Here is an 18,701-nt window from a genome sequence, read left to right as displayed (position 1 = left end):
AAGAGGGGAAACCATGCTACTTTTATGTCTAATTCTCGCGCATCTAATTGCCGATTTTTATTTACAAACAGATGAAATGGTAAAGGAAAAGCATAAAAATATCAAGAAACATATTATGCATCATTTTTTAATGACGGCATTCATTCTTAGTGGTTTCTTGATTTTTCATTTTAAACCAATGAATATCCTCAGTTATTTTATTTTTCCGTTGGCTTTTATTATAGTTTCTCATTTTCTCATCGACATAGTAAAAATTAAACTGCTCGATACATTAAAATTTTCAAACGAGGAAAATCTGAAACGACTTAGTTTTTTCCTCCTAGACCAATTACTCCATCTTGGTATGATCATTCTTGCGTGTCAGTTATTCATTGATATAGAGTTTACTAAAATAATTGATGTATTCAAGGAAGGATATAAGATAAGCCCCATAAATGCCGGTTTGTTTCTTATCATCATCGTGATCCTAACCACAAGTGTTAGTGGTCATTTTATCAGGATTTTATTAGGATCGTTGCCTAACCAGCTGTTATCCTTTGAAGGAAAGTATTCATTTAAAACAGACAGACAAGAAGACCACTATGCAATTAAAAGTATGGGCAAAAAGGGTTTAACTGAGGAGTATCATTACACTATTTTTTCAAAGCATGACCTTTCACGCGGGAAATTAATTGGTTATATTGAAAGACTGCTAGTTTTAGTATTGACATTTTACAGTGCCTATCCTGCAATCGGGTTTATTGTTGCGGCAAAATCTATTGCCAGATTTAAACAAATGGACGATAGGGATTGGGCGGAGTATTTCTTGCTCGGTACACTGACCTCAATGTTCATAGGTATTTCACTCGGGTTATTATTGCGCGAAGTTTTGACTTAATATATTTTTTAGCTGCCTAAAACTGAAGGCAGCTTATTTTTTTTATAAAAAGGTGGCATTATTTGCAACAATTTCATATAATTAAAGAAAAGTTGCCCTCAGGAAAGATTTTAAGGAAGGGGAAAGAGAGATGGATAAACCTAAAACAATTAAATTGCTAGATGGGGAAAAAGGAAATGTAATTAAAATTACTTCTTTAAATTTAGATGGTGTAATGAGAAGAAGATTATTAGATTTAGGATTTGTAACGGGTGCAATCGTTGAAGTTGTTCGTAAAAGTCCTTTAGGAGATCCGATCGCCTTTCGTGTCAGTCAAACGACGATTGCCCTCCGTGAAGAGGAAAGTTCAAGAATAGAAGGGGAGCTGGTGTCCAATGGGGAATGAGTATCGAATTGCACTAGCCGGGAATCCGAATACTGGTAAAAGTACGTTGTTCAATGCTTTAACAGGTCTTAGACAGCATACGGGAAACTGGGCAGGAAAAACCGTTTCACTGGCAAAAGGCAGTTTATCTTTTAAAGATAAGACTTTTCATCTCATTGATCTGCCTGGAACTTATTCTCTGTTTTCGAATTCAACGGATGAAGAAGTGGCGAGAAACTATATCGTTTTTGAGAAACCAGATGTAACGCTTGTTGTATTAGATGCAACCTCATTGGAACGGAATTTCAACCTGGCCTTACAAGTGTTAGAAATGACAAAAAATGTCGTGATTTGTATTAACTTAATAGATGTCGCTGAACAACAAGGTATTCACATTAATGAACGGCTTTTGACCAATCGATTAGGAGTACCTGTCATCAAAATTTCGGCGCGGAATAAAAAGGGGTTCCCAATGCTCCTTGATACGATTGATCGTATTGTATCAGGGGCAATTGAATGCCAGCCAGCTCGATTGACATATCCTGAAGAAATTGAAGAAAAAATTAACAAGATTGAACCAAAGGTACGCGAACTGGTTGGAAATCAAATATCTTCCCGCTGGGTTTCTTTAAGATTGTTAGATGGTGACGAGTCATTACTCAATGAAATTAGCAAACGATTGATACCAGAGGGGGTTTGTTAGATGAGCATTCAAGAGCTTTACACAGAAGCTCAAGCGTTGTCATCATCTAAGTTAAGAGATGATATAGTGGAACATCTTTACGATCGCAGCCATACATTATGCCGCGAAGGAATTTCCTATACAAAATCAAATAGAGATACACGAACAGAAAAACTAGATGCAATTTTTACTTCACCGATTTTTGGTTTCCCGATTATGATTGTGATGCTGGGAGTATTGTTTTATATAACAATCGCAGGAGCAAATATCCCATCATCAATGCTCGCTGAGTTATTTGGGGTTATTGAAGGGTATATTACCTCATTTTTTACTTTCCTTCATGCTCCGGATTGGCTGCATGGAGTGCTTGTACTTGGTTTATATCGGGGAACATCCTGGGTGATCAGTGTAATGCTGCCCCCGATGGCGATCTTTTTTCCAACCTTTGCCCTTTTAGAGAATTATGGTTATCTACCACGTGTGGCTTTTAATATGGATCGATTGTTTAAAAGGGTTGGGGCGCATGGGAAGCAATCATTGACAATGGCAATGGGGTTCGGCTGTAATGCCGCAGCAGTCATTTCAACGAGGATTATCGAGTCGCCAAGAGAACGGATGCTTGCGATTCTGACAAACAATTTTGTGCCATGTAATGGGCGCTGGGGTACATTAATCCTTCTAGCATCATTATTTATGGCTGCTAATTTTTCCGGTGGTATTAAGTCGCTTGTCACCACTGGGGTTATTGTCGGAATTGTTCTATTTGGGATTATCGTGACATTCTTTGTCTCATGGGCACTCTCAAAAACTGCTTTAAAAGGAGTTCCGACACATTATACGTTAGAGCTGCCGCCATACAGGAAACCCAAAATTTTTGATACCGTTATTCGTTCTTCGTTAACAAAATCATGGTCTGTGCTAGTCAGAGCGGTTAAAGTAGCTGCACCTGCCGCTATCTTAACATGGGTTTGTGCAAATATTTACATTGGTGATACAAGTATATTGATGTATGCGGTGGAATTTCTAGACCCGTTTGGAAAATTACTTGGTCTTGATGGTTATATTATGATGGCATTTATACTAGGGTTGCCAGCAAATGAAATTGTCCTGCCAATTCTATTAATGGGGTATTTATCAACGGGTTCGTTAACTGAGGTTGATAGCTTGGTTGATTTGAAGCAAATCTTTCTTGATCACGGCTGGACATGGCTTACAGCATTGAATATGATGTTGTTTTCACTCTTACATTATCCTTGTGGAACAACGCTTCTTAATATTTATAAGGAAACGAAAAGCAAAAAGTGGACATTTCTTGCCTTCCTCATTCCAACCATAATTGCCATCATTGTTCCATTAATTATTACACAGACGGTAAGGATGTTCGGTTTAATATAAAAATAAGACACCACTTTTATTCTGGTTATGGAAAAAAAGTGGTGTCTTTTATGTATTTGTATTGTAGAGTCCAATTGAATGGTTAAAATTAATTCATTTTAGAGATACTGTTTGAATGGATACTTATTAAATGAAGGAAAGGAGAGTTACATATGAGTAAAATTGAAGTAGGGGAAATTTTTACGATAAGCGATGAGAGTGATGATGAACAGGAAGTAGAAGTGCTAGGGGTAGTGACGATTGAGGGGACAGATTATGTTGCTGTTGGGTTTGCGGAGGATGTTAGACAAGAAACGGATGACGATATTGATATTTTCTTTTTGAAGGTTGATGAAGATGGTGATTTTTCCGCCATTGAAAGCGATGAGGAATTTGAAAAGGTTTCTGCCGCGTTTGATGAAATGATGGATGAAGACGAGTAATGAGGAGCGAGAGAGGAAAAACCTCTCTTTTTTCTTTATCAAGTTAAATTGGAAAAATTATGTATGTATATAGTTTGTTTTGGAATACTAACATTGAGAATATAAGGAAGACTCGTCGATCGGCAAGCCCCTAAGGGCGAAGATAGAGACGTATTTACACTTATGCTTTAAAGGAAATTTATACTTTCCAATCTGCCAAAAAAGGAGAAAATGCATGTTAATAGAAGAAGGGACTAAATATCAAATTTCGCAAACTATAAAAGGTTTTTTCAATTCTGCTGAGACCATGCTGGTAAAAAGCAATAATGGGATTACAGTACAGTTTATTCTGGGAGACAACAAAGGTCATGGGTCCATGCCAGTGGAGCATTTCCATTATTTATTAAAAAAGACTAATTTAACGCATATTCCAAATAAAAGATCCTTATTAAATACGGATATGAATGAGGAACAAATCGGATAATTTTAATGCATTGCTTCGAGAAGAGGTAATGCATTTTATATTTCATTGATTTAATTTTATACTATAAGGTATCAACTAGTGTAGGGAGTGATTAAATTTATGAAAACAAATAGTGTTAAATTGTCAAATGCGACAATCGCGTATGTAGATAAGGGTGAAGGGAAGGCGATTGTTCTTCTACACGGTTTTTGCGGGAGCTCTCTTTATTGGGAAAAAGTGACTCCTGAACTGTCAAAAAACTATCGTGTAATCGCACCAGATCTTCCAGGGCATGGGGAATCGAGTATGGATAAAGGATATTATTCAATTGAAGAGTATGCGGAGATGCTAAAGGTTCTTTTAGATCAATTAAATATTCAAAAGGTAACAATGTTTGGACATTCATTAGGAGGCTATATTACACTTGCCTTTGCAGAAAAATATAGCAACAATTTAAACGGTTTCTCGCTTGTACATTCCACTGCCTTTCCCGATTCGGAGGAGGCGAAAAAGGGCAGGTTAGCGAATACTGAAAAGGTACAGAAAGAGGGGATTAAGTCTCTTATTGATGGTTTGGTACCAAAGCTATTCTCACCTGATAACGTAGAAGAAGATCATATTAAAGTAGTAAAAGAAATAGGATACTTAACTACTCCACAAGGTGCCATTAGTGCATTGACCGCGATGAAGAATCGGATTGATCGAAATCCTGTATTAGAGGATACTCCCTTGCCAGTACTTTTGGTTGCAGGTGAACAGGATCAAATCATTCCAGCAGAAAAAACTTTTTCGGTTAGCAGAGATAACATCAAACAGAGGTTAATAAAAATTTCCGGACATATGAGTATGTACGAAAACCCTACTGATCTTATCTCGGAAATGAACGAATACCTATCAAGTATATAGCATCGAAGTTCAATGTATTATATTCAGAGTGAAAAAATTCCCAACCTGTATTTTGGTTGGGAATTTTTTTCATTTATTCTGCATCTGCTGGGGATAATCCCATGAAAACGCCATCAAAAAATACTGCCATAAATTTTGTTCCCTGCTCATTTTCAAAAGGTATTCCGACCATTACCATGCCATATGTATTATTTTTGAATACTTCAACGGTATTAGCGCCAGTCCATTTTAAGCCATCTTTTTTAAGATCTTTTTTCACTGCTTTAAACGCTTCACTGCTGATTACATCGGCAACGATTTTATTTCTTTCAGATCCTAAAATTGGTGTAACATCGCAACCACATTCTTCAGATAAAGCTTCTGGTTGGTGTGATTCTGCTGCTTTGGCAGTATTCCCAGTTGTTACAAAAAGTGTTAATGCAATCATGCCTCCAAATACTACAGATAAAAATTTCTTCATCCATTTTTCCTCCTTATTTTAAACTCCTTTACTTCTATTCTCTCTTTTTCGACAAACTCCTTCAAAAACTTTGGAAAAAAATACGACAAATGCCAAAAATTATGACGGCTTTGTGTCAATTAAGATGTGATTTCGAGGCACTAGTTCCGATAAAAACGAAAAGCTGTACACTCTTTAAGGATGAGAGTACAGCGGTTTAATACCTATTTTTTTGTCGAATAATATTTTCCCAGCACATTATTTGAATCATTTAAAGCTTCAAAAATTGTTCCTGTTAAACTATTTGGTCCTTTTGCATCAAGTCCGACTTCCCAGAGCATCATGCCGCCAAAGCCATGATCAAGTGCCAGTGTTGTTTTCTTTTTCATGGTGGCATCGCCATTATAATAGTAGGTTGTGCCATTCATGCTTACTGTATCTTTTGTGGAATTTGCCGGGTCTTGGTTTATGATGGCACTATAGGATACCTGTTTTATTTTAGGATCCTCTGGTTGAGCATAAAACGGAACACCCAACACCAATTTTTCTTTTGGAAGATTATTTTTGTCAAACAAGTCTGCCCAATAGTTTACTATTTTCTCTGTAAACGGATAGGGAGATAAATTTGCAGCATGATATCCATCATCCCATTGACCGTCATATGCCATAATATTGACATGGTCAACATCCTGGAACATCGTCGGTTCATAGACGACAAAGCCAATTTCAGTTAACGTCACGGCATGAATTTTTGAATAAACAGCTATCGACAACTCCATATTTTTTGGATGAAGCTGTGCACTTAATTCATTGGTAAAAAGAGCAAGATTATCTGCATCTGCTTTAGAATGAGGATGTTCAAAATCGATATCAATACCGTCTAGATGTTCCCGTACTGCAATACTAGTAAGCTCATTCACTAGCTTTGTCCTTGAGGCAGGATTAGAAATAGCGGTTTTAAAATACTCATAAGATTCACCGCCGTTGATGTGATACCATCCTCCAACAGCAAGCATCACTTTTGTATCATATTGTTTAGCTTTTGAAACGACTGTCCTTAGATTTTTTAATGCGGTATCGCCATTTAGTAATATTTCTCCTTCCTTTGTCGGATGGGCAAAGGAGAAGATGACATGCGTTAATTTGGAGTAATCCACTACATTTGGGTCGCGGAAATCCTGTACATACCCAATGAGCACTTTTGATTGTGATTTTTCCACCTTGGGTAATTCTTTTGTAACCGGCTTAATGGCCGATTTTGGTGCTTGCTTTATATTAACCGTTTTTTCATTTGCTATGTTAGCTGAGAATAAAACTCCAGTCAACATACCTCCAATGAAGGTAATCGTAATTACCAGTGTTCGGAGGAGAACGCGTTTCTTCATAGGATGTATTCCTCCTTATTATTGTCACCAATAAAAATTGTAACAGAAAAAAGGAGAAAACTTGGCTGGTAATATCCACCTTTACCGTTGCAGAAAGGAAAAGAAATTTGAAAATCACTGCTAATTTTTGATATAGTAACTTAGTTAATGTTAATAATAACTATAATATTATATATAGTATAAGGTGGTAGACATGAATCAAGAATATAGAGTGTTATTGTATTACAAATATGTTTCGATAGAGAATCCTGAAGAAGTTGCGAATGAACACCGCCAATTCTGTACAGATTTAGGATTAAAAGGACGGGTTATCATCGCCTCTGAAGGAATTAATGGCACGGTGTCAGGCACCATCGAACAAACTGATGCCTATATGAAATACATGGAGGAACATCTTCTTTTCTCAGGGACTATTTTTAAGATTGATGAAGCATCCGAGCATGCATTTAAGAAAATGAAGGTTCGTTACAGACCTGAGCTCGTTACATTACGTTTGGAAGATGATATTGACCCGAATGTGTTAACGGGAAAGCATTTGGAACCGAAGGAATTCTTTGCCGAAATGCAAAAAGAAGATACCGTAGTGATTGATGCTCGAAATGATTATGAATATGATTTAGGCCATTTTCGCGGGGCAGTTCGACCTGATATATTGAATTTCCGTGACTTGCCACAATGGATCCGAGAAAATAAAAAGGAATTTGAAGGCAAGAAGATTCTCACCTATTGTACGGGTGGTATCCGTTGTGAAAAATTTTCCGGCTGGCTCCTCCAAGAAGGTTTTAAGGACGTATCACAGTTAGAGGGCGGGATTGTCACATACGGAAAAGATCCAGAAGTCCAAGGGGAATTATGGGATGGACAGCTCTATGTATTTGATGAGCGGATTAGTGTTCCTGTTAATCGAAAAGAAAACGTCATCGTTGGAAAAGATTATTTTACAGGTGAACCATGTGAACGCTACGTGAATTGTGCTAACCCGGAATGTAATAAAAAAATTCTATGCGGAGAGGAAAACGAGTATAAATATTTACGCAGTTGTTCACATAAGTGCAGGGTTCATCCTCGTAACCGCTACGTTGCCGAGCATGGATTAAGTGAAGAAGATGTAACTGAGAGATTAACCGCAATCGGGAAAGAAGTAATTATATAATGAAGTATGGGGCAGGTCATACATTTGACCTGCCTTTGTTCTTTCTCAGCTTGAATTCTTACATAAAAAAGGAAAACCAATGATAAATATGGAATATACCTTTGAAAGCTATTCCTTTTTTTGAAAAATTAACTCACTCAGTTGTAAACGAGAAAGGAGCAATAAAATGACGACATTCACGTGCAGAAACGAAGTGCCTAGCAAGGAAAAATGGAATTTAGCAGATATCTATTCGGATGTTAGTAAATGGGAAGAAGAGTATCTGGTGATTGAAGAAATGGCCATTAAACTAAAAAAATTTGATGGTGAAATAAATGATGGCCGTTCTCTTTATGGATACCTCAAACAAAGGGAAGAGTTATCATATTATTTTAATAAGGTTTATGCATATGCGATGTTGAGGGTGGACGAAAATACGAAGGTAACGGAAGCACAAGCCCTTTTAGACAGAGCAAAACAGCTAAGTGTAAAAGTGAGCGCCGCCACCTCCTTCTTCCTGCCTTTTTTATTAGGTCTTAATAAAGAAACATTACAGGGCTACATAAAGGCTGAAGAAAAATTATCCTATTTTGAAGAGGACTTATGGGAGTCGTTCCGGTACAAGTCACATGTGCTCAGCAAGGAACAGGAAGAGCTTCTCTCGCAATTAGGCGAAGCATTGACCGTTCCAGGTCATACTTTTGGAATGATCAATAATGCGGATATTAAGTTTGGGGAGGTTACCGGCAATAATGGTGAACGTGTGGAACTTACAAGGGGGATGTATGCAAAGTTAATTGAGGATGAAGATCGAGAAAGGCGCAAAGAAGCCTATAAAGCGTACTATCAGCCCTACGTGCAGTTAAAAAATTCAATAGCTTCAACACTTGCAGCGGCTATTAAAAATAATGTGACACTGTCTCGGGTCCGTCAATATCCTTCCGCACTTGAAAAGGCCTTATTTGGGGATATGGTGCCAAAAGAGGTTTATGAAAATCTTGTTCAAACAACGAAAAAAAATATTACACCGCTTCATCAATATACTCGGATTCGGAAGGAAAAGTTAAAACTCGATGAACTTCGTCAATATGATATGAGTGTCCCACTCGTAAGCGGTGTTAAACAAGTGATTTCTTATGAGGAAGCATATGAAACGATGTGTAAAGCCTTAGCACCTTTAGGAGAGGAATATATAGGCATTCTTAAGGAGTTTAAGGATGGTAGGTATATTGATGTAAGAGAAACTCCAGGTAAGCGTTCTGGTGCCTACAATCTAGGTGTTTATGGCGTCCATCCGTTTATTCTTCTTAATCATCAGGACGATTTGGATAGCTTGTTCACACTGGTTCATGAATGCGGTCATGGTGTCCACAGCTGGCTGAGTTCTAAGCATCAGCCGCAAATTACAGCCGGTTACAGTATCTTTGTTGCTGAAGTTGCATCAACAGTCAATGAAGTGCTATTGATTAACTATTTATTAAACAATGAAAAGGATGCTGATATCCGCAGGCATTTACTGAACCATTTTATCGACCAATTTAAAGGTACATTTTTCACTCAAGTAATGTTTGCTGAGTTTGAGATGCAAACGCATGAAATGGCTGAAAAGGGTCAGCCGCTAAATGTAGAAGTGTTTAATCGAATATATGAGAGATTGTTTAGGGAATACAATGGAGATTACGTTGTGTTTGATGAGGAAGTAAAATATGGATGGTCGAGAATTCCTCATTTTTATCGTCCATTTTATGTGTATAAGTACGCAACTGGATTTGCTTCTGCGATACATTTGGCAACAAAGATTCTTGAAGGCGATAACGAAACACTGACATCGTATTTGGAATTCTTAAAAAGCGGCAGCTCGGATTATCCACTCGAACTGTTAAAAAAGACGGGAGTTGATCTAACAACCCCATACCCGATTGAAAACTCCCTTACACGTTTTGGGGAACTAGTAGAAGAGTTTTCGAAGTTATAAGAGGAACTCTAAAATATATTAAATGGCCTAACCTCCACTTTTTTAGCCTGTACCATAGAGGTTAGGCTATTATTCTACTTTTTTTTACAATTTCTACCCCAAATATCTTAGAATAATGATAAAATAGGCGGTAATAATAACCATTTTTTACATTCAAGGGGGAAATTCACGTTGGACGCAAAGTTTAAAAAGCCAAAAGGATTCGGGGAAATCCTGGATCATACCTTTAGTTTAAGTAAAAATCGTTTTAAAGAATTTTTCATGATTTTAATCATTTTTATGGGGCCCGTTTACTTGCTTCAAGCAATTATACAATTCGCTTCAGGTACCAGTTTTTTTAGACAGGTAGGGACTGGTGATAATTGGTTCGAACGAAATCTCTCAAGCTTTATAGATTCAGGATCGTTTGATTCGAGCAGTTTAGATTTTGGTATCGGCCTAATCGTGGTCAGTTTAGTTAGTGCTCTGTTATTCCCAGTTGCGGAGGCAGCGATCCTGTTTGCGATTAATCATATTCGGAATGAGGAAGAGTTTACGGTGGGCTCCGTTATCAAACAAGCCTTCTCGCGTTTTTGGCCAATGCTTGGTAGCAGTATCTTGTTTGGTTTAATCACGTTTGGAATCATCATTTTTCCTCTTGTCATAATCATTATAGGGTTCGCGTCTGCAATGGTGGATAATCCAATAGCTGGAATTCTTTTTGGAATCCTGTTATTCTTCGTATGTGCTATAGGGATTGGACTTTTATTAACCCGCTGGAGCTTTTATTTTGGTTCGGTGGTGCTTGATAAGACTTCTCCGGGATTTTCGAGAAGCTGGAGACTATCAAAGAACCGAACTTGGGCGTTGATGGGACTATATATTGTGTTTTACATTATCTCCTCAATAATAAGTACTGCTATACAATTTACCTTTGGTGCCTTTTTAGGTACAAGTGTTTTATTATATATGATTTCTAATCTGGCATCACTGTTTACGACGATGATATTCTCAGTAGGTTATGGGGTTATGTATCTTGATTTGAAAACGAGACATGATGCTGATGATTTAAAGGATTTGATTGACGACTATAAGACCATTTAAAGTGAAAATTCAATCAGTGGGGGATTGTTTCATCCCCCACCAATTCTTCCTGCCCGTTATCAAGGGATAAATAAACCTATTATGTTAGGTGATGATTATGTTAGATGCAAACAAGGCACGAGATGACCTTGAAGATATTTTAAATACACAAGAGTATAGAGTTTATTACAATGATTCTAAAGGGTTTATCCAAATCTGGTGGGAAAAAGCAAAAGAATGGATCGCAGAACAGCTGGAAAAGTTGTTCCCTGCCATTAAATCAGCCAGCAGTGCTTCAGGACCAATTTTAATAGTAATTATTGTGATGGTTATTATTCTTTTAGCATTATCAGCATACTTTCTGATTCGGAATACGAGACGGAATTTGATTTTACGGAAGCAAAAACCTCTGCAATCGATGAAGGAATTAAATTGGACGTTCGAGCGGCATCTTGAAGAGGCCATGAAACATGAAGCATTAGAAGAATATTCTTTTTCAACCCGCCACCTGTTTTTATCCTTACTCCTTTATTATCACGAAAAAGGATGGCTTGAGGCAAGAATTTGGAAAACGAATTGGGACTACTACGATGAACTTCGGAAAAACGATCCACTAAAAGCCGATCAATTTTACCGCCTTGCCCACTTTTTTGAAGATGTGACTTATGGCGAACGAACGGTGAGTAATGAGGAATATGTTCAATTCAAACATGAAGCAATGAAATGGCTCGGTGAAAGGGGGGAGGAAGGTATTTCATGAATTCACAATCAAAGGTAAGAACATGGATTTGGCTGATTGTTCTACTCATCTTATTTTTAACAATAAGTTACTTTTCCTTTTCACCAAAGCCACAAGTCTATCCAAGCTATGTGACGGATTCTCCTTCTCCAACCGGTGTAAAGGCATTTTATACATATTTAAAGAAAGAAAAGGAAGCAAAGAGCTGGAACCATGCACCTGAAATGCTGCCTAATGGGAAAGGAAATCAATTACTCGTTATGGTCGAACCGTCATTTTATCCAGAAAAGGATGTTATGGAGGACTATGTTAACTTCATGAAGGACGGAAATACCATTTTGTTATTACAAACCAACCCTAAAGGGATGTTTGATGTAAACACTGAGTTTACGGAACAAAAAGCCTCTCCTAATGACAAAAAGGAGGATGTATTTGATCAGTCAGATGCCACCTATCGGGCTGAGATTAGTTCCCCAATCCGTTTACAAACCATGAAAGAAGATGTGGTTTTATTGAGTGATCACAAGGAAGCCATAGCGCTCAAACGCACTTATGGTAAAGGTCATTTGATTGTTGCGATTGCTCCTGAATGGATGACAAATGAAAACCTATTAAAAAATGATCATTTACCACTACTTCTTTATCTATTAAATGAAGGTAAAGCACAGACCTTTTTGTTTGATGAATATATTCATGGCGGGGAAAATGCCTCTACTATTTGGAACGTCTACCCAATGTGGTTTTTACTGCTTGTTTTACAAGGAATCTTAATCATGGTTCTTTGGCTATGGTTTAAAGGGAAACGATTCGGACCAATCTTCTTTCCAAGGGAAGAGTCGGTTCGTTTTAGCGATGAGGGAATTCAAGCAATTGCTGCTTGGTATCTCAGAGGTAAACGATATCATGACTCATTACTGATCCAAGCAGATTATGTCAAGCTACTGTTACAAGAGCGCTGGCAAATTCCATACAGCCGGGAATGGCAGGATCTTTCTAGTTATATTGAAAAAAAATGGATTCAAATGCCCGCTCGTGATATTAATTCTTTTCTTAATGGATTGGTCACCATCCTTGAAAAAGAAAAAATAAGTAAACAAGAATATCTATTATGGTCGAGAAAACTGGAGCAAATACGAAAAGAGGTCGGAGAATGAAAACAGAATTAACAGCGTTTTTAGAAAAATATGAGGAGCGGATTATTGGGCAGAGTCTTAATCTAAGGCTTTTGTTATCTTCCATTTTAGCTGGGGGACATGTACTTTTAGAAGGTGTTCCAGGTACCGGAAAAACACAGATGGTACGAACGCTGGCAGGGCTACTTGGAGGCAGCTTTAACCGAATTCAGTTTACACCAGATTTACTGCCAAGTGATATCACTGGCAGCATGTTCTATAATATGAAGGAAAGTTCATTTCAAACACTGAAGGGACCTATTTTTACTAATATTCTTCTAGCCGATGAAATCAACCGGACACCTGCAAAAACGCAGGCTGCATTATTAGAAGCAATGGAAGAAAAGCAAGTTACCATCCAAGGTGAAACATATCCATTGCCGGAGGTATTCTTTGTTGTTGCGACACAAAACCCGATTGAATTTGAAGGGACTTACCCGTTGCCAGAAGCACAGCAGGACCGTTTCTTGTTTAAGCTGAATATTGATTTTCCAACATTTGAGGAAGAGAAAACTGTATTAAGAGAAGTAATAGAAAACAGCTTTGATGAAAAGCTAGTAGCATCAATTTTAGACATTGACGCTTTTTTAAGAATTAGAAAAGAAATTGAAAAAGTGACGGTTAGCGAAAATGTGCTAGACTATACGATGCAAATTGTCCGAAAGACACGTGATACCGAATCCATTCGATACGGGGCTAGTACAAGGGCGGGAATCTCGATCGGAAAAGCGGCACAATCATGGGCATACCTGGCTGGTCGTGATTATGTGACACCGGACGATATCAAAATGGTTGCTAAACCGGCATTAAGACATCGTATTCAGTTATCCCCGCATGTAGAATTGGAGGGAGCAACCGTTGACCAAATCATTGAAGAGCTTGTGGGGTCGGTTCCTGTTCCAAGATAGAGGAATAATACCGACAAAACGGCTATTGCTGCTCTTTCTCGTCATCTCATTCGCATTATTGATTGGAACGGGATGGGGAATATCATGGGGTTACGTCATTACTATTAATGTTGTTGTATTTACCGTAAGTCTAGTAGACTTACTCTTTTCACCGAAAAAAAATCAGCTTTCCTTTCAACGAGTGATAGCTGATGAATTCGAAAGGGGTATTTCTAATCAGGTAAAGATTAGGGTAAAGAATACCTCTGCCTATTCGTTTACATACCGGATGGTCGATGGGTTACCACAGGCATTCAAACGCCCGTTTCCTCTTGTTGGAAAAATACCGAAGGAAACAACAATGGAGATCTCGTATGAAACGATTGCCACTGAAAGAGGAAAGTATGAAATCAGTAATCTTTATTTTCGCTATACGAGCCTATGGGGTTTATGGGAGAAGCAAACGACCCTAGGAATAGAGGATTCTGTGAAAGTTATTCCGGATTTGACCGAGACCAAGCAGTATCTGGAAAATGCACAGCAATTTTTAAAATACGAAGGGTTAAAAATTCGCAGACAGCGAAGTGGTGTTGGTGATTTTTCCAAGATAAGGAGCTATGTAGTGGGGGATGATCCCCGTAAAATCAACTGGCGTCAAACAGCAAAGCTGCAAGAAGTGATGGCCAATGAATACGAACCGGAGCATGGGAAGTATATTACGATTTTACTAGATTGCGGAAGAATGATGGGCGCCGAATTGAAGAAAGGAAACCGTTTAGAGAGATCATTAGAAGCGGCCTTGACAGTAACAGCAGCCGCACTCCAAAAAGGCGATTATGTTTCTGTCCTTGCATTTTCAAAGGAAATCAAAGTATTTGTGCCGCCAGCCAAAGGAATGGCACACTTACAGACGATTCTTCAAGCAATCTATCATCTGCAAGTAGATGCAGCTGAGTCAAACTATGCGGCAGTGCTGCAATACTTAGAAATGGTTCAAAAGAAAAGAAGTCTACTTTTATTATTTAGTGATGTCAGAACTTTTCTCCATGAGGAAAGCGCGCTAAGTTTATTAAAGCGGCTTCGGCAGCGGCATTTATTTTTCATGATTGGAATAGAGGATCAAACGCTCATTAAGAGAGCACGTGAGGAGCCAGTTACGGTACAAACAGCGATGGTGAAAAGTATTGCCCAGCAGCAGCTGCTATTTAAGAAACGGGAAAAAAGTATATGGGAAAAACAAGGCCTCCAAATGATTGAGGCCCGTGAAGAAAAGTTGGTCATTGCCGCCGTATCCCATTATATAGATATTATGAATCAAAATCTTTTATAGCATTAGATTTGCGTAAGTTTAGCTTTCCGATTACAACATAAAGAATTAAGCCGATAACCGTTAGGAAAGCAACAATATATTTTGCTTCTAGAGAAATCGCAGCCGGGGTGATAAAGCCTTCAATGACTCCAGCAATGACAAACAACGGAAGTGTCCCAAGCAGCAGCTGTACTGATCGTTTCGCTTGATGTTTTAATTGAAAACCTCTTGTGTATTGTCCGGGAACAAAGAGCTTATAGCCCATTAACAGACCGGCACCGCCGGCAATAAAGATGGCTGTAAGCTCGATCATTCCGTGTGGTACGATATAAGCCCAAAAATCATAGGATTTCTCGTGATGCCAAAAAAGGGCAGCGAGTGCACCGATAAGGATACCATTATAGACGAGCAAATAAACTGTTACAAGGCCAAATGTAATCCCACCGGCAAAGGCGAAGATAGCTACCTTGATATTGTTGGTCATAATGCTAGCAGACATGAGAGAGGAGTCGACCGCTCCATTCCCCTCCCCGATGTGGTCAGGATTAACACCTTGAGCGATTTCCGACGGGAGGATGGCATAGATATGCAGCGGATCATTCATGACGGCAATAAAGCTCCCAACGGCGCCAATGATAAATAGGATCATCGCCACCACCACAAACTTCCATTGCTCCACTAATAACCCAATAAATTTGGTGCTGAAAAAATGGCGAATTTGTTTAAAACTAGATACTTGATCCTTGTACAACAGGTTATGTGATTTAGAAACAAGTCCATTCAAATATTGCGTTACTTCGTCATTTGGGAAGTAGGTTTGACTGTAGGAAAGATTCTGTGCTGTCTTTTGATAGAGTCGATGGTATTGTGTAATCGCATCACCTGTAATTGCATTTCTGCGTTTACTCATAGTTAATACCAACTGTTCAAGCTGTTTCCATTCTTCACGATGCATTTTTACGAATTGTTTGACGTTCATTTTCACACCTTCTTTTAGGGAGCTATGTAATTTTTATTCTCTTTCTCCTTATTATAGAAAATTAGTAGAAAAATAGAAACAACATTAGAAAAAATCAACTGTGTAAAGGGGGAATTTTTATGAATGAAGACCGTTTAGATATTAAAACGCCTGAATACGTTTCGATTCAGTTTCAGCTTGCCGGTTTAGGAAGCAGAGCAGCTGCTTTTATTATCGATCAGTTACTATTAACGGTTGTAAATATATTAACAATAGTTGTGCTTTTTTTTGTTATGGATGGAATATCCTCTGTACAGTTTCTACCGGATAGTTTTATTCCAATAGCTATTACGATTATTATCCTGTTCATCGTGAATTGGGGATACTTTTTTGCGTTTGAATTTTTTTTAGGGGGTAGAACGATCGGGAAGAAACTGATCGGAATCAGAGTGATTCAGGAAAATGGTCACAGCATCACATTATTATCAAGCTTTATCCGGAATCTTATCCGCATAATTGATTCCCTGCCTACTGCATACTTTCTAGGGATAATCATGATATTTTTTCATCCAAAGCATAAACGCCTTGGAGATCTTGTCGCTGGTACGATTGTCATTCATGAGCGAAAGGTAAAACAGAAAAAGAAACTAACTCCAATCGAAAAAGAAATTGAAACTAGAGGGCTTACCAAGTACGATATTTTTATCGATGAATGGACGTTAAAGTCGCTGGGAATGAAGGAATGGAAGCTGATTAGTACATATGCCAGCCGATATCCTCAAGTACCAATGGAAGAAAGAAATCAATTAACAAGACAAATTGCTGAAATCTTGCTTCCGAAAATTGGGCTGGAAGTAGAAGGAAAACGAGAAACTGATTTAGAAAATACGCTCCTTGTACTCTATTTAATCCTGAAGGACGAATGGGAATTTGAACTTTAGAGAAATAAAAAACTCGGCACTTTCTAATGGAGGTGCCGAGTTTTATTCTAAATAAAATTATAAAATAGGCGATAGGAGACGTGTTATGGCCTCCTTTAATTTGATACCGAGGGAACGTTCTTTGTATCTATCCATTGTTAATTCAGAGCTATCTTGACAATCTTGGAGAAACAAATCATAAAGATTTTTAGCCACTTTTTCATCGTAAATGACGGCATTTACCTCAAAATTTAAACGGAAGCTCCGTGTGTCGATATTAGCAGTTCCAACAGAAGCCACTTCTTCATCCACTACGATGGTTTTAGCGTGGATAAATCCCTTCTCATAAAGATAAATTTTAGCTCCATAGTCTAAAAGTTCTCCCGCATATGCCCAAGTTGCCCAATAAACAACGGCGGAATCACCCTTACTAGGAATCATGATTCTTACATCAACACCTGAAAGTAAGGCAATTTTACAGGCATCCATAAAACTGGAATCTGGAACAAAATACGGTGATTGGATGTACAGGGTTCTTTTAGCAGACATGATTAACTTAATATACATATTTTTAATGTGTTCCGTTACTGTGTTAGGACCGCTCCCAATAATTTGTACCGGACTTTTTCCATCATGCTTGGCAACTTGGAAGGAAAATGGTTCAAAATTCATCTTGTTCTTCGCAGCGTAATTCCAATCTAAAAGAAATCTGCCTTGAATTTGGGAAACTGCTTCCCCTTGGATTTTTAAATGTGTGTCGCGCCAATAGCCAAATTTTTTATCCAATCCTAAGTACTCATTTCCAATATTAAAGCCGCCAATATAGGCAATCTTTCGGTCAATAATGCAAAGCTTCCTGTGATTTCGATTATTAATCCGGAAATTAACCAATTTAAGAAACGAAGGGAAAAAGGCTTCTACTTCACCGCCATAAGAAATCATTTCATTAAAAAAAGCAGGAGAAATCCTTCTGGATCCAATTTCATCATAAAGGAGCCTAACCTTTACCCCTTCTTTTGCCTTTTTTGTGAGTTCATCCCGCAGTTTGTCAGCAAGAGAATCCCGTTGAATGATGTAATATTGAAGGTGAATCTCCTCTTTTGCGTTTCTAATATCTTCAAACAAAGAGTTAAATTTTTCATGTCCATCAGTAAAAATTTCAATTTTATTGTCCAATGTAAGCAATGCATTGGATGACTTTACATTCATCAGGAGTAAATCAGAATGTTTTGATAGCAAATCATTGTGAAAAAATCTATTGTCTTGAAGTTGATGGATTTGTTCATCTACTGCTGATAGAAGATAACTTCTTTCTTCAGATGACAAATTGTAAAAATTCTTTTGCTTTAATTGTCGGCCTAGAAACAAATAGACGATAAAGCCAACGATGGGAATAAAGAACAAGATCATAAGCCATGCCCATGTTGAGCCAATGTCCCGGCGTTCAATAAAGAGAACAGCTGCTGCCAACAAAAAATTGATAACAAAAATAATGGAAACAAGTAATGTGCTTGCATTCGTTACATCCATAGATTAAAATCCCTTCTATTACACTAAGTCTTTTGATATAAATAAATTTTAACTGAATTAGTTGAACTTTAAAAGAACTTAAAGTTATAAAATTGACAATAGACG

19 protein-coding genes are annotated in these 18,701 nt (G+C 37.9%); 15 read left to right on the top strand and 4 right to left on the bottom strand.

The window, feature by feature from the left end; genetic code table 11:
• Nucleotides 1-13: 13 nt before the first annotated feature.
• The 7 genes from QNH20_RS14430 to QNH20_RS14400 all read left to right on the top strand — a co-directional run bounded on the left by QNH20_RS14430 (nt 14) and on the right by QNH20_RS14400 (nt 5,088).
• Nucleotides 14-877: a DUF3307 domain-containing protein gene (locus tag QNH20_RS14430; RefSeq protein ID WP_283918699.1), complete on the top strand. Its 864-nt coding sequence runs from the start codon at nt 14-16 to the stop codon at nt 875-877.
• A 130-nt stretch (nt 878-1,007) separates the two neighbouring features.
• Nucleotides 1,008-1,262 carry a FeoA family protein gene (locus QNH20_RS14425; protein ID WP_283918698.1) on the top strand — a complete coding sequence of 85 codons (255 nt, stop codon included), beginning with the start codon at nt 1,008-1,010 and terminating at the stop codon, nt 1,260-1,262.
• Entirely contained in the window at nt 1,252-1,944 is a 693-nt protein-coding gene (locus tag QNH20_RS14420; RefSeq protein WP_283918697.1) for a FeoB small GTPase domain-containing protein, read from the top strand. Before QNH20_RS14425 ends, QNH20_RS14420 begins: the two co-directional genes overlap by 11 nt.
• Entirely contained in the window at nt 1,945-3,318 is a 1,374-nt protein-coding gene (locus QNH20_RS14415; RefSeq protein WP_283918696.1) for a nucleoside recognition domain-containing protein, read from the top strand.
• Nucleotides 3,319-3,470: 152 nt separating this feature from the next.
• Entirely contained in the window at nt 3,471-3,740 is a 270-nt protein-coding gene (locus QNH20_RS14410) for a DUF1292 domain-containing protein (protein WP_283918695.1), read from the top strand.
• A gap of 214 nt (nt 3,741-3,954) precedes the next feature.
• Nucleotides 3,955-4,203 carry a hypothetical protein gene (locus QNH20_RS14405; protein WP_283918694.1) on the top strand — a complete coding sequence of 83 codons (249 nt, stop codon included), beginning with the start codon at nt 3,955-3,957 and terminating at the stop codon, nt 4,201-4,203.
• Between the two features lie 99 nt (nt 4,204-4,302).
• Entirely contained in the window at nt 4,303-5,088 is a 786-nt protein-coding gene (locus QNH20_RS14400) for an alpha/beta fold hydrolase (RefSeq protein ID WP_283918693.1), read from the top strand.
• A gap of 73 nt (nt 5,089-5,161) precedes the next feature.
• On the opposite strand, the gene QNH20_RS14395 is transcribed toward QNH20_RS14400, so the two are convergent.
• Nucleotides 5,162-5,548 (bottom strand): hypothetical protein, encoded by a 387-nt coding sequence (locus QNH20_RS14395; protein WP_283918692.1) that lies wholly within the window; start codon nt 5,546-5,548, stop codon nt 5,162-5,164.
• 203 nt (nt 5,549-5,751) lie between these two features.
• Nucleotides 5,752-6,912 carry a glycosyl hydrolase family 18 protein gene (locus QNH20_RS14390; RefSeq protein WP_283918691.1) on the bottom strand — a complete coding sequence of 387 codons (1,161 nt, stop codon included), beginning with the start codon at nt 6,910-6,912 and terminating at the stop codon, nt 5,752-5,754.
• Nucleotides 6,913-7,105: 193 nt separating this feature from the next.
• On the opposite strand from QNH20_RS14390, the gene trhO reads away from it, so the two are divergent.
• The 7 genes from trhO to QNH20_RS14355 all read left to right on the top strand — a co-directional run bounded on the left by trhO (nt 7,106) and on the right by QNH20_RS14355 (nt 15,209).
• Nucleotides 7,106-8,065 (top strand): oxygen-dependent tRNA uridine(34) hydroxylase TrhO, encoded by a 960-nt coding sequence (trhO, locus tag QNH20_RS14385; RefSeq protein ID WP_283918690.1) that lies wholly within the window; start codon nt 7,106-7,108, stop codon nt 8,063-8,065.
• A gap of 166 nt (nt 8,066-8,231) precedes the next feature.
• The gene (pepF, locus tag QNH20_RS14380; protein ID WP_283918689.1) at nt 8,232-10,019 is read left to right on the top strand and encodes an oligoendopeptidase F; all 1,788 of its coding nucleotides are present in this window, start codon (nt 8,232-8,234) and stop codon (nt 10,017-10,019) included.
• Nucleotides 10,020-10,190: 171 nt separating this feature from the next.
• Nucleotides 10,191-11,102, top strand: a complete 912-nt coding sequence (locus QNH20_RS14375) for a DUF7847 domain-containing protein (protein ID WP_283918688.1) — start codon at nt 10,191-10,193, stop codon at nt 11,100-11,102.
• Nucleotides 11,103-11,199: 97 nt separating this feature from the next.
• Nucleotides 11,200-11,841 (top strand): DUF4129 domain-containing protein, encoded by a 642-nt coding sequence (locus tag QNH20_RS14370; protein WP_283918687.1) that lies wholly within the window; start codon nt 11,200-11,202, stop codon nt 11,839-11,841.
• Nucleotides 11,838-12,974, top strand: a complete 1,137-nt coding sequence (locus QNH20_RS14365) for a DUF4350 domain-containing protein (protein WP_283918686.1) — start codon at nt 11,838-11,840, stop codon at nt 12,972-12,974. The genes QNH20_RS14370 and QNH20_RS14365 overlap by 4 nt, the downstream gene beginning before the upstream one ends.
• Nucleotides 12,971-13,900 (top strand): AAA family ATPase, encoded by a 930-nt coding sequence (locus tag QNH20_RS14360; protein WP_283918685.1) that lies wholly within the window; start codon nt 12,971-12,973, stop codon nt 13,898-13,900. Before QNH20_RS14365 ends, QNH20_RS14360 begins: the two co-directional genes overlap by 4 nt.
• Nucleotides 13,851-15,209, top strand: a complete 1,359-nt coding sequence (locus QNH20_RS14355; RefSeq protein ID WP_283918684.1) for a DUF58 domain-containing protein — start codon at nt 13,851-13,853, stop codon at nt 15,207-15,209. Before QNH20_RS14360 ends, QNH20_RS14355 begins: the two co-directional genes overlap by 50 nt.
• Here the strand turns inward: QNH20_RS14355 and QNH20_RS14350 are convergent.
• Nucleotides 15,187-16,167 carry a stage II sporulation protein M gene (locus QNH20_RS14350; RefSeq protein ID WP_283918683.1) on the bottom strand — a complete coding sequence of 327 codons (981 nt, stop codon included), beginning with the start codon at nt 16,165-16,167 and terminating at the stop codon, nt 15,187-15,189. The two genes, QNH20_RS14355 and QNH20_RS14350, sit on opposite strands and share 23 nt — an antisense overlap.
• Before the next feature lie 119 nt (nt 16,168-16,286).
• On the opposite strand from QNH20_RS14350, the gene QNH20_RS14345 reads away from it, so the two are divergent.
• Nucleotides 16,287-17,087, top strand: a complete 801-nt coding sequence (locus tag QNH20_RS14345; protein ID WP_283918682.1) for an RDD family protein — start codon at nt 16,287-16,289, stop codon at nt 17,085-17,087.
• A gap of 57 nt (nt 17,088-17,144) precedes the next feature.
• Here the strand turns inward: QNH20_RS14345 and cls are convergent, their stop codons facing one another.
• Entirely contained in the window at nt 17,145-18,596 is a 1,452-nt protein-coding gene (cls, locus tag QNH20_RS14340; RefSeq protein WP_283918681.1) for a cardiolipin synthase, read from the bottom strand.
• Nucleotides 18,597-18,701: the final 105 nt, after the last annotated feature.

Source organism: Neobacillus sp. WH10, assembly GCF_030123405.1.
GTDB lineage: Bacteria > Bacillota > Bacilli > Bacillales > Cytobacillaceae > Neobacillus.
The sequence above is the reverse complement of the archived record's forward strand: the minus strand, read 5'-3'. Positions and strand labels throughout refer to the sequence as shown.

Bases quoted from the DNA above. Each gene is read 5' to 3' on its own strand.
- QNH20_RS14365 (WP_283918686.1), top strand. From the start codon at position 11,838: ATGAATTCACAATCAAAGGTAAGAACATGGATTTGGCTGATTGTTCTA.
- QNH20_RS14405 (WP_283918694.1), top strand. From the start codon at position 3,955: ATGTTAATAGAAGAAGGGACTAAATATCAAATTTCGCAAACTATAAAA.
- QNH20_RS14430 (WP_283918699.1), top strand. From the start codon at position 14: ATGCTACTTTTATGTCTAATTCTCGCGCATCTAATTGCCGATTTTTAT.
- QNH20_RS14370 (WP_283918687.1), top strand. From the start codon at position 11,200: ATGTTAGATGCAAACAAGGCACGAGATGACCTTGAAGATATTTTAAAT.
- trhO (WP_283918690.1), top strand. From the start codon at position 7,106: ATGAATCAAGAATATAGAGTGTTATTGTATTACAAATATGTTTCGATA.
- pepF (WP_283918689.1), top strand. From the start codon at position 8,232: ATGACGACATTCACGTGCAGAAACGAAGTGCCTAGCAAGGAAAAATGG.
- QNH20_RS14395 (WP_283918692.1), bottom strand. From the start codon at position 5,548: ATGAAGAAATTTTTATCTGTAGTATTTGGAGGCATGATTGCATTAACA.
- QNH20_RS14415 (WP_283918696.1), top strand. From the start codon at position 1,945: ATGAGCATTCAAGAGCTTTACACAGAAGCTCAAGCGTTGTCATCATCT.
- QNH20_RS14425 (WP_283918698.1), top strand. From the start codon at position 1,008: ATGGATAAACCTAAAACAATTAAATTGCTAGATGGGGAAAAAGGAAAT.
- QNH20_RS14420 (WP_283918697.1), top strand. From the start codon at position 1,252: ATGGGGAATGAGTATCGAATTGCACTAGCCGGGAATCCGAATACTGGT.
- QNH20_RS14345 (WP_283918682.1), top strand. From the start codon at position 16,287: ATGAATGAAGACCGTTTAGATATTAAAACGCCTGAATACGTTTCGATT.
- cls (WP_283918681.1), bottom strand. From the start codon at position 18,596: ATGGATGTAACGAATGCAAGCACATTACTTGTTTCCATTATTTTTGTT.
- QNH20_RS14410 (WP_283918695.1), top strand. From the start codon at position 3,471: ATGAGTAAAATTGAAGTAGGGGAAATTTTTACGATAAGCGATGAGAGT.
- QNH20_RS14390 (WP_283918691.1), bottom strand. From the start codon at position 6,912: ATGAAGAAACGCGTTCTCCTCCGAACACTGGTAATTACGATTACCTTC.
- QNH20_RS14360 (WP_283918685.1), top strand. From the start codon at position 12,971: ATGAAAACAGAATTAACAGCGTTTTTAGAAAAATATGAGGAGCGGATT.
- QNH20_RS14400 (WP_283918693.1), top strand. From the start codon at position 4,303: ATGAAAACAAATAGTGTTAAATTGTCAAATGCGACAATCGCGTATGTA.
- QNH20_RS14350 (WP_283918683.1), bottom strand. From the start codon at position 16,167: ATGAACGTCAAACAATTCGTAAAAATGCATCGTGAAGAATGGAAACAG.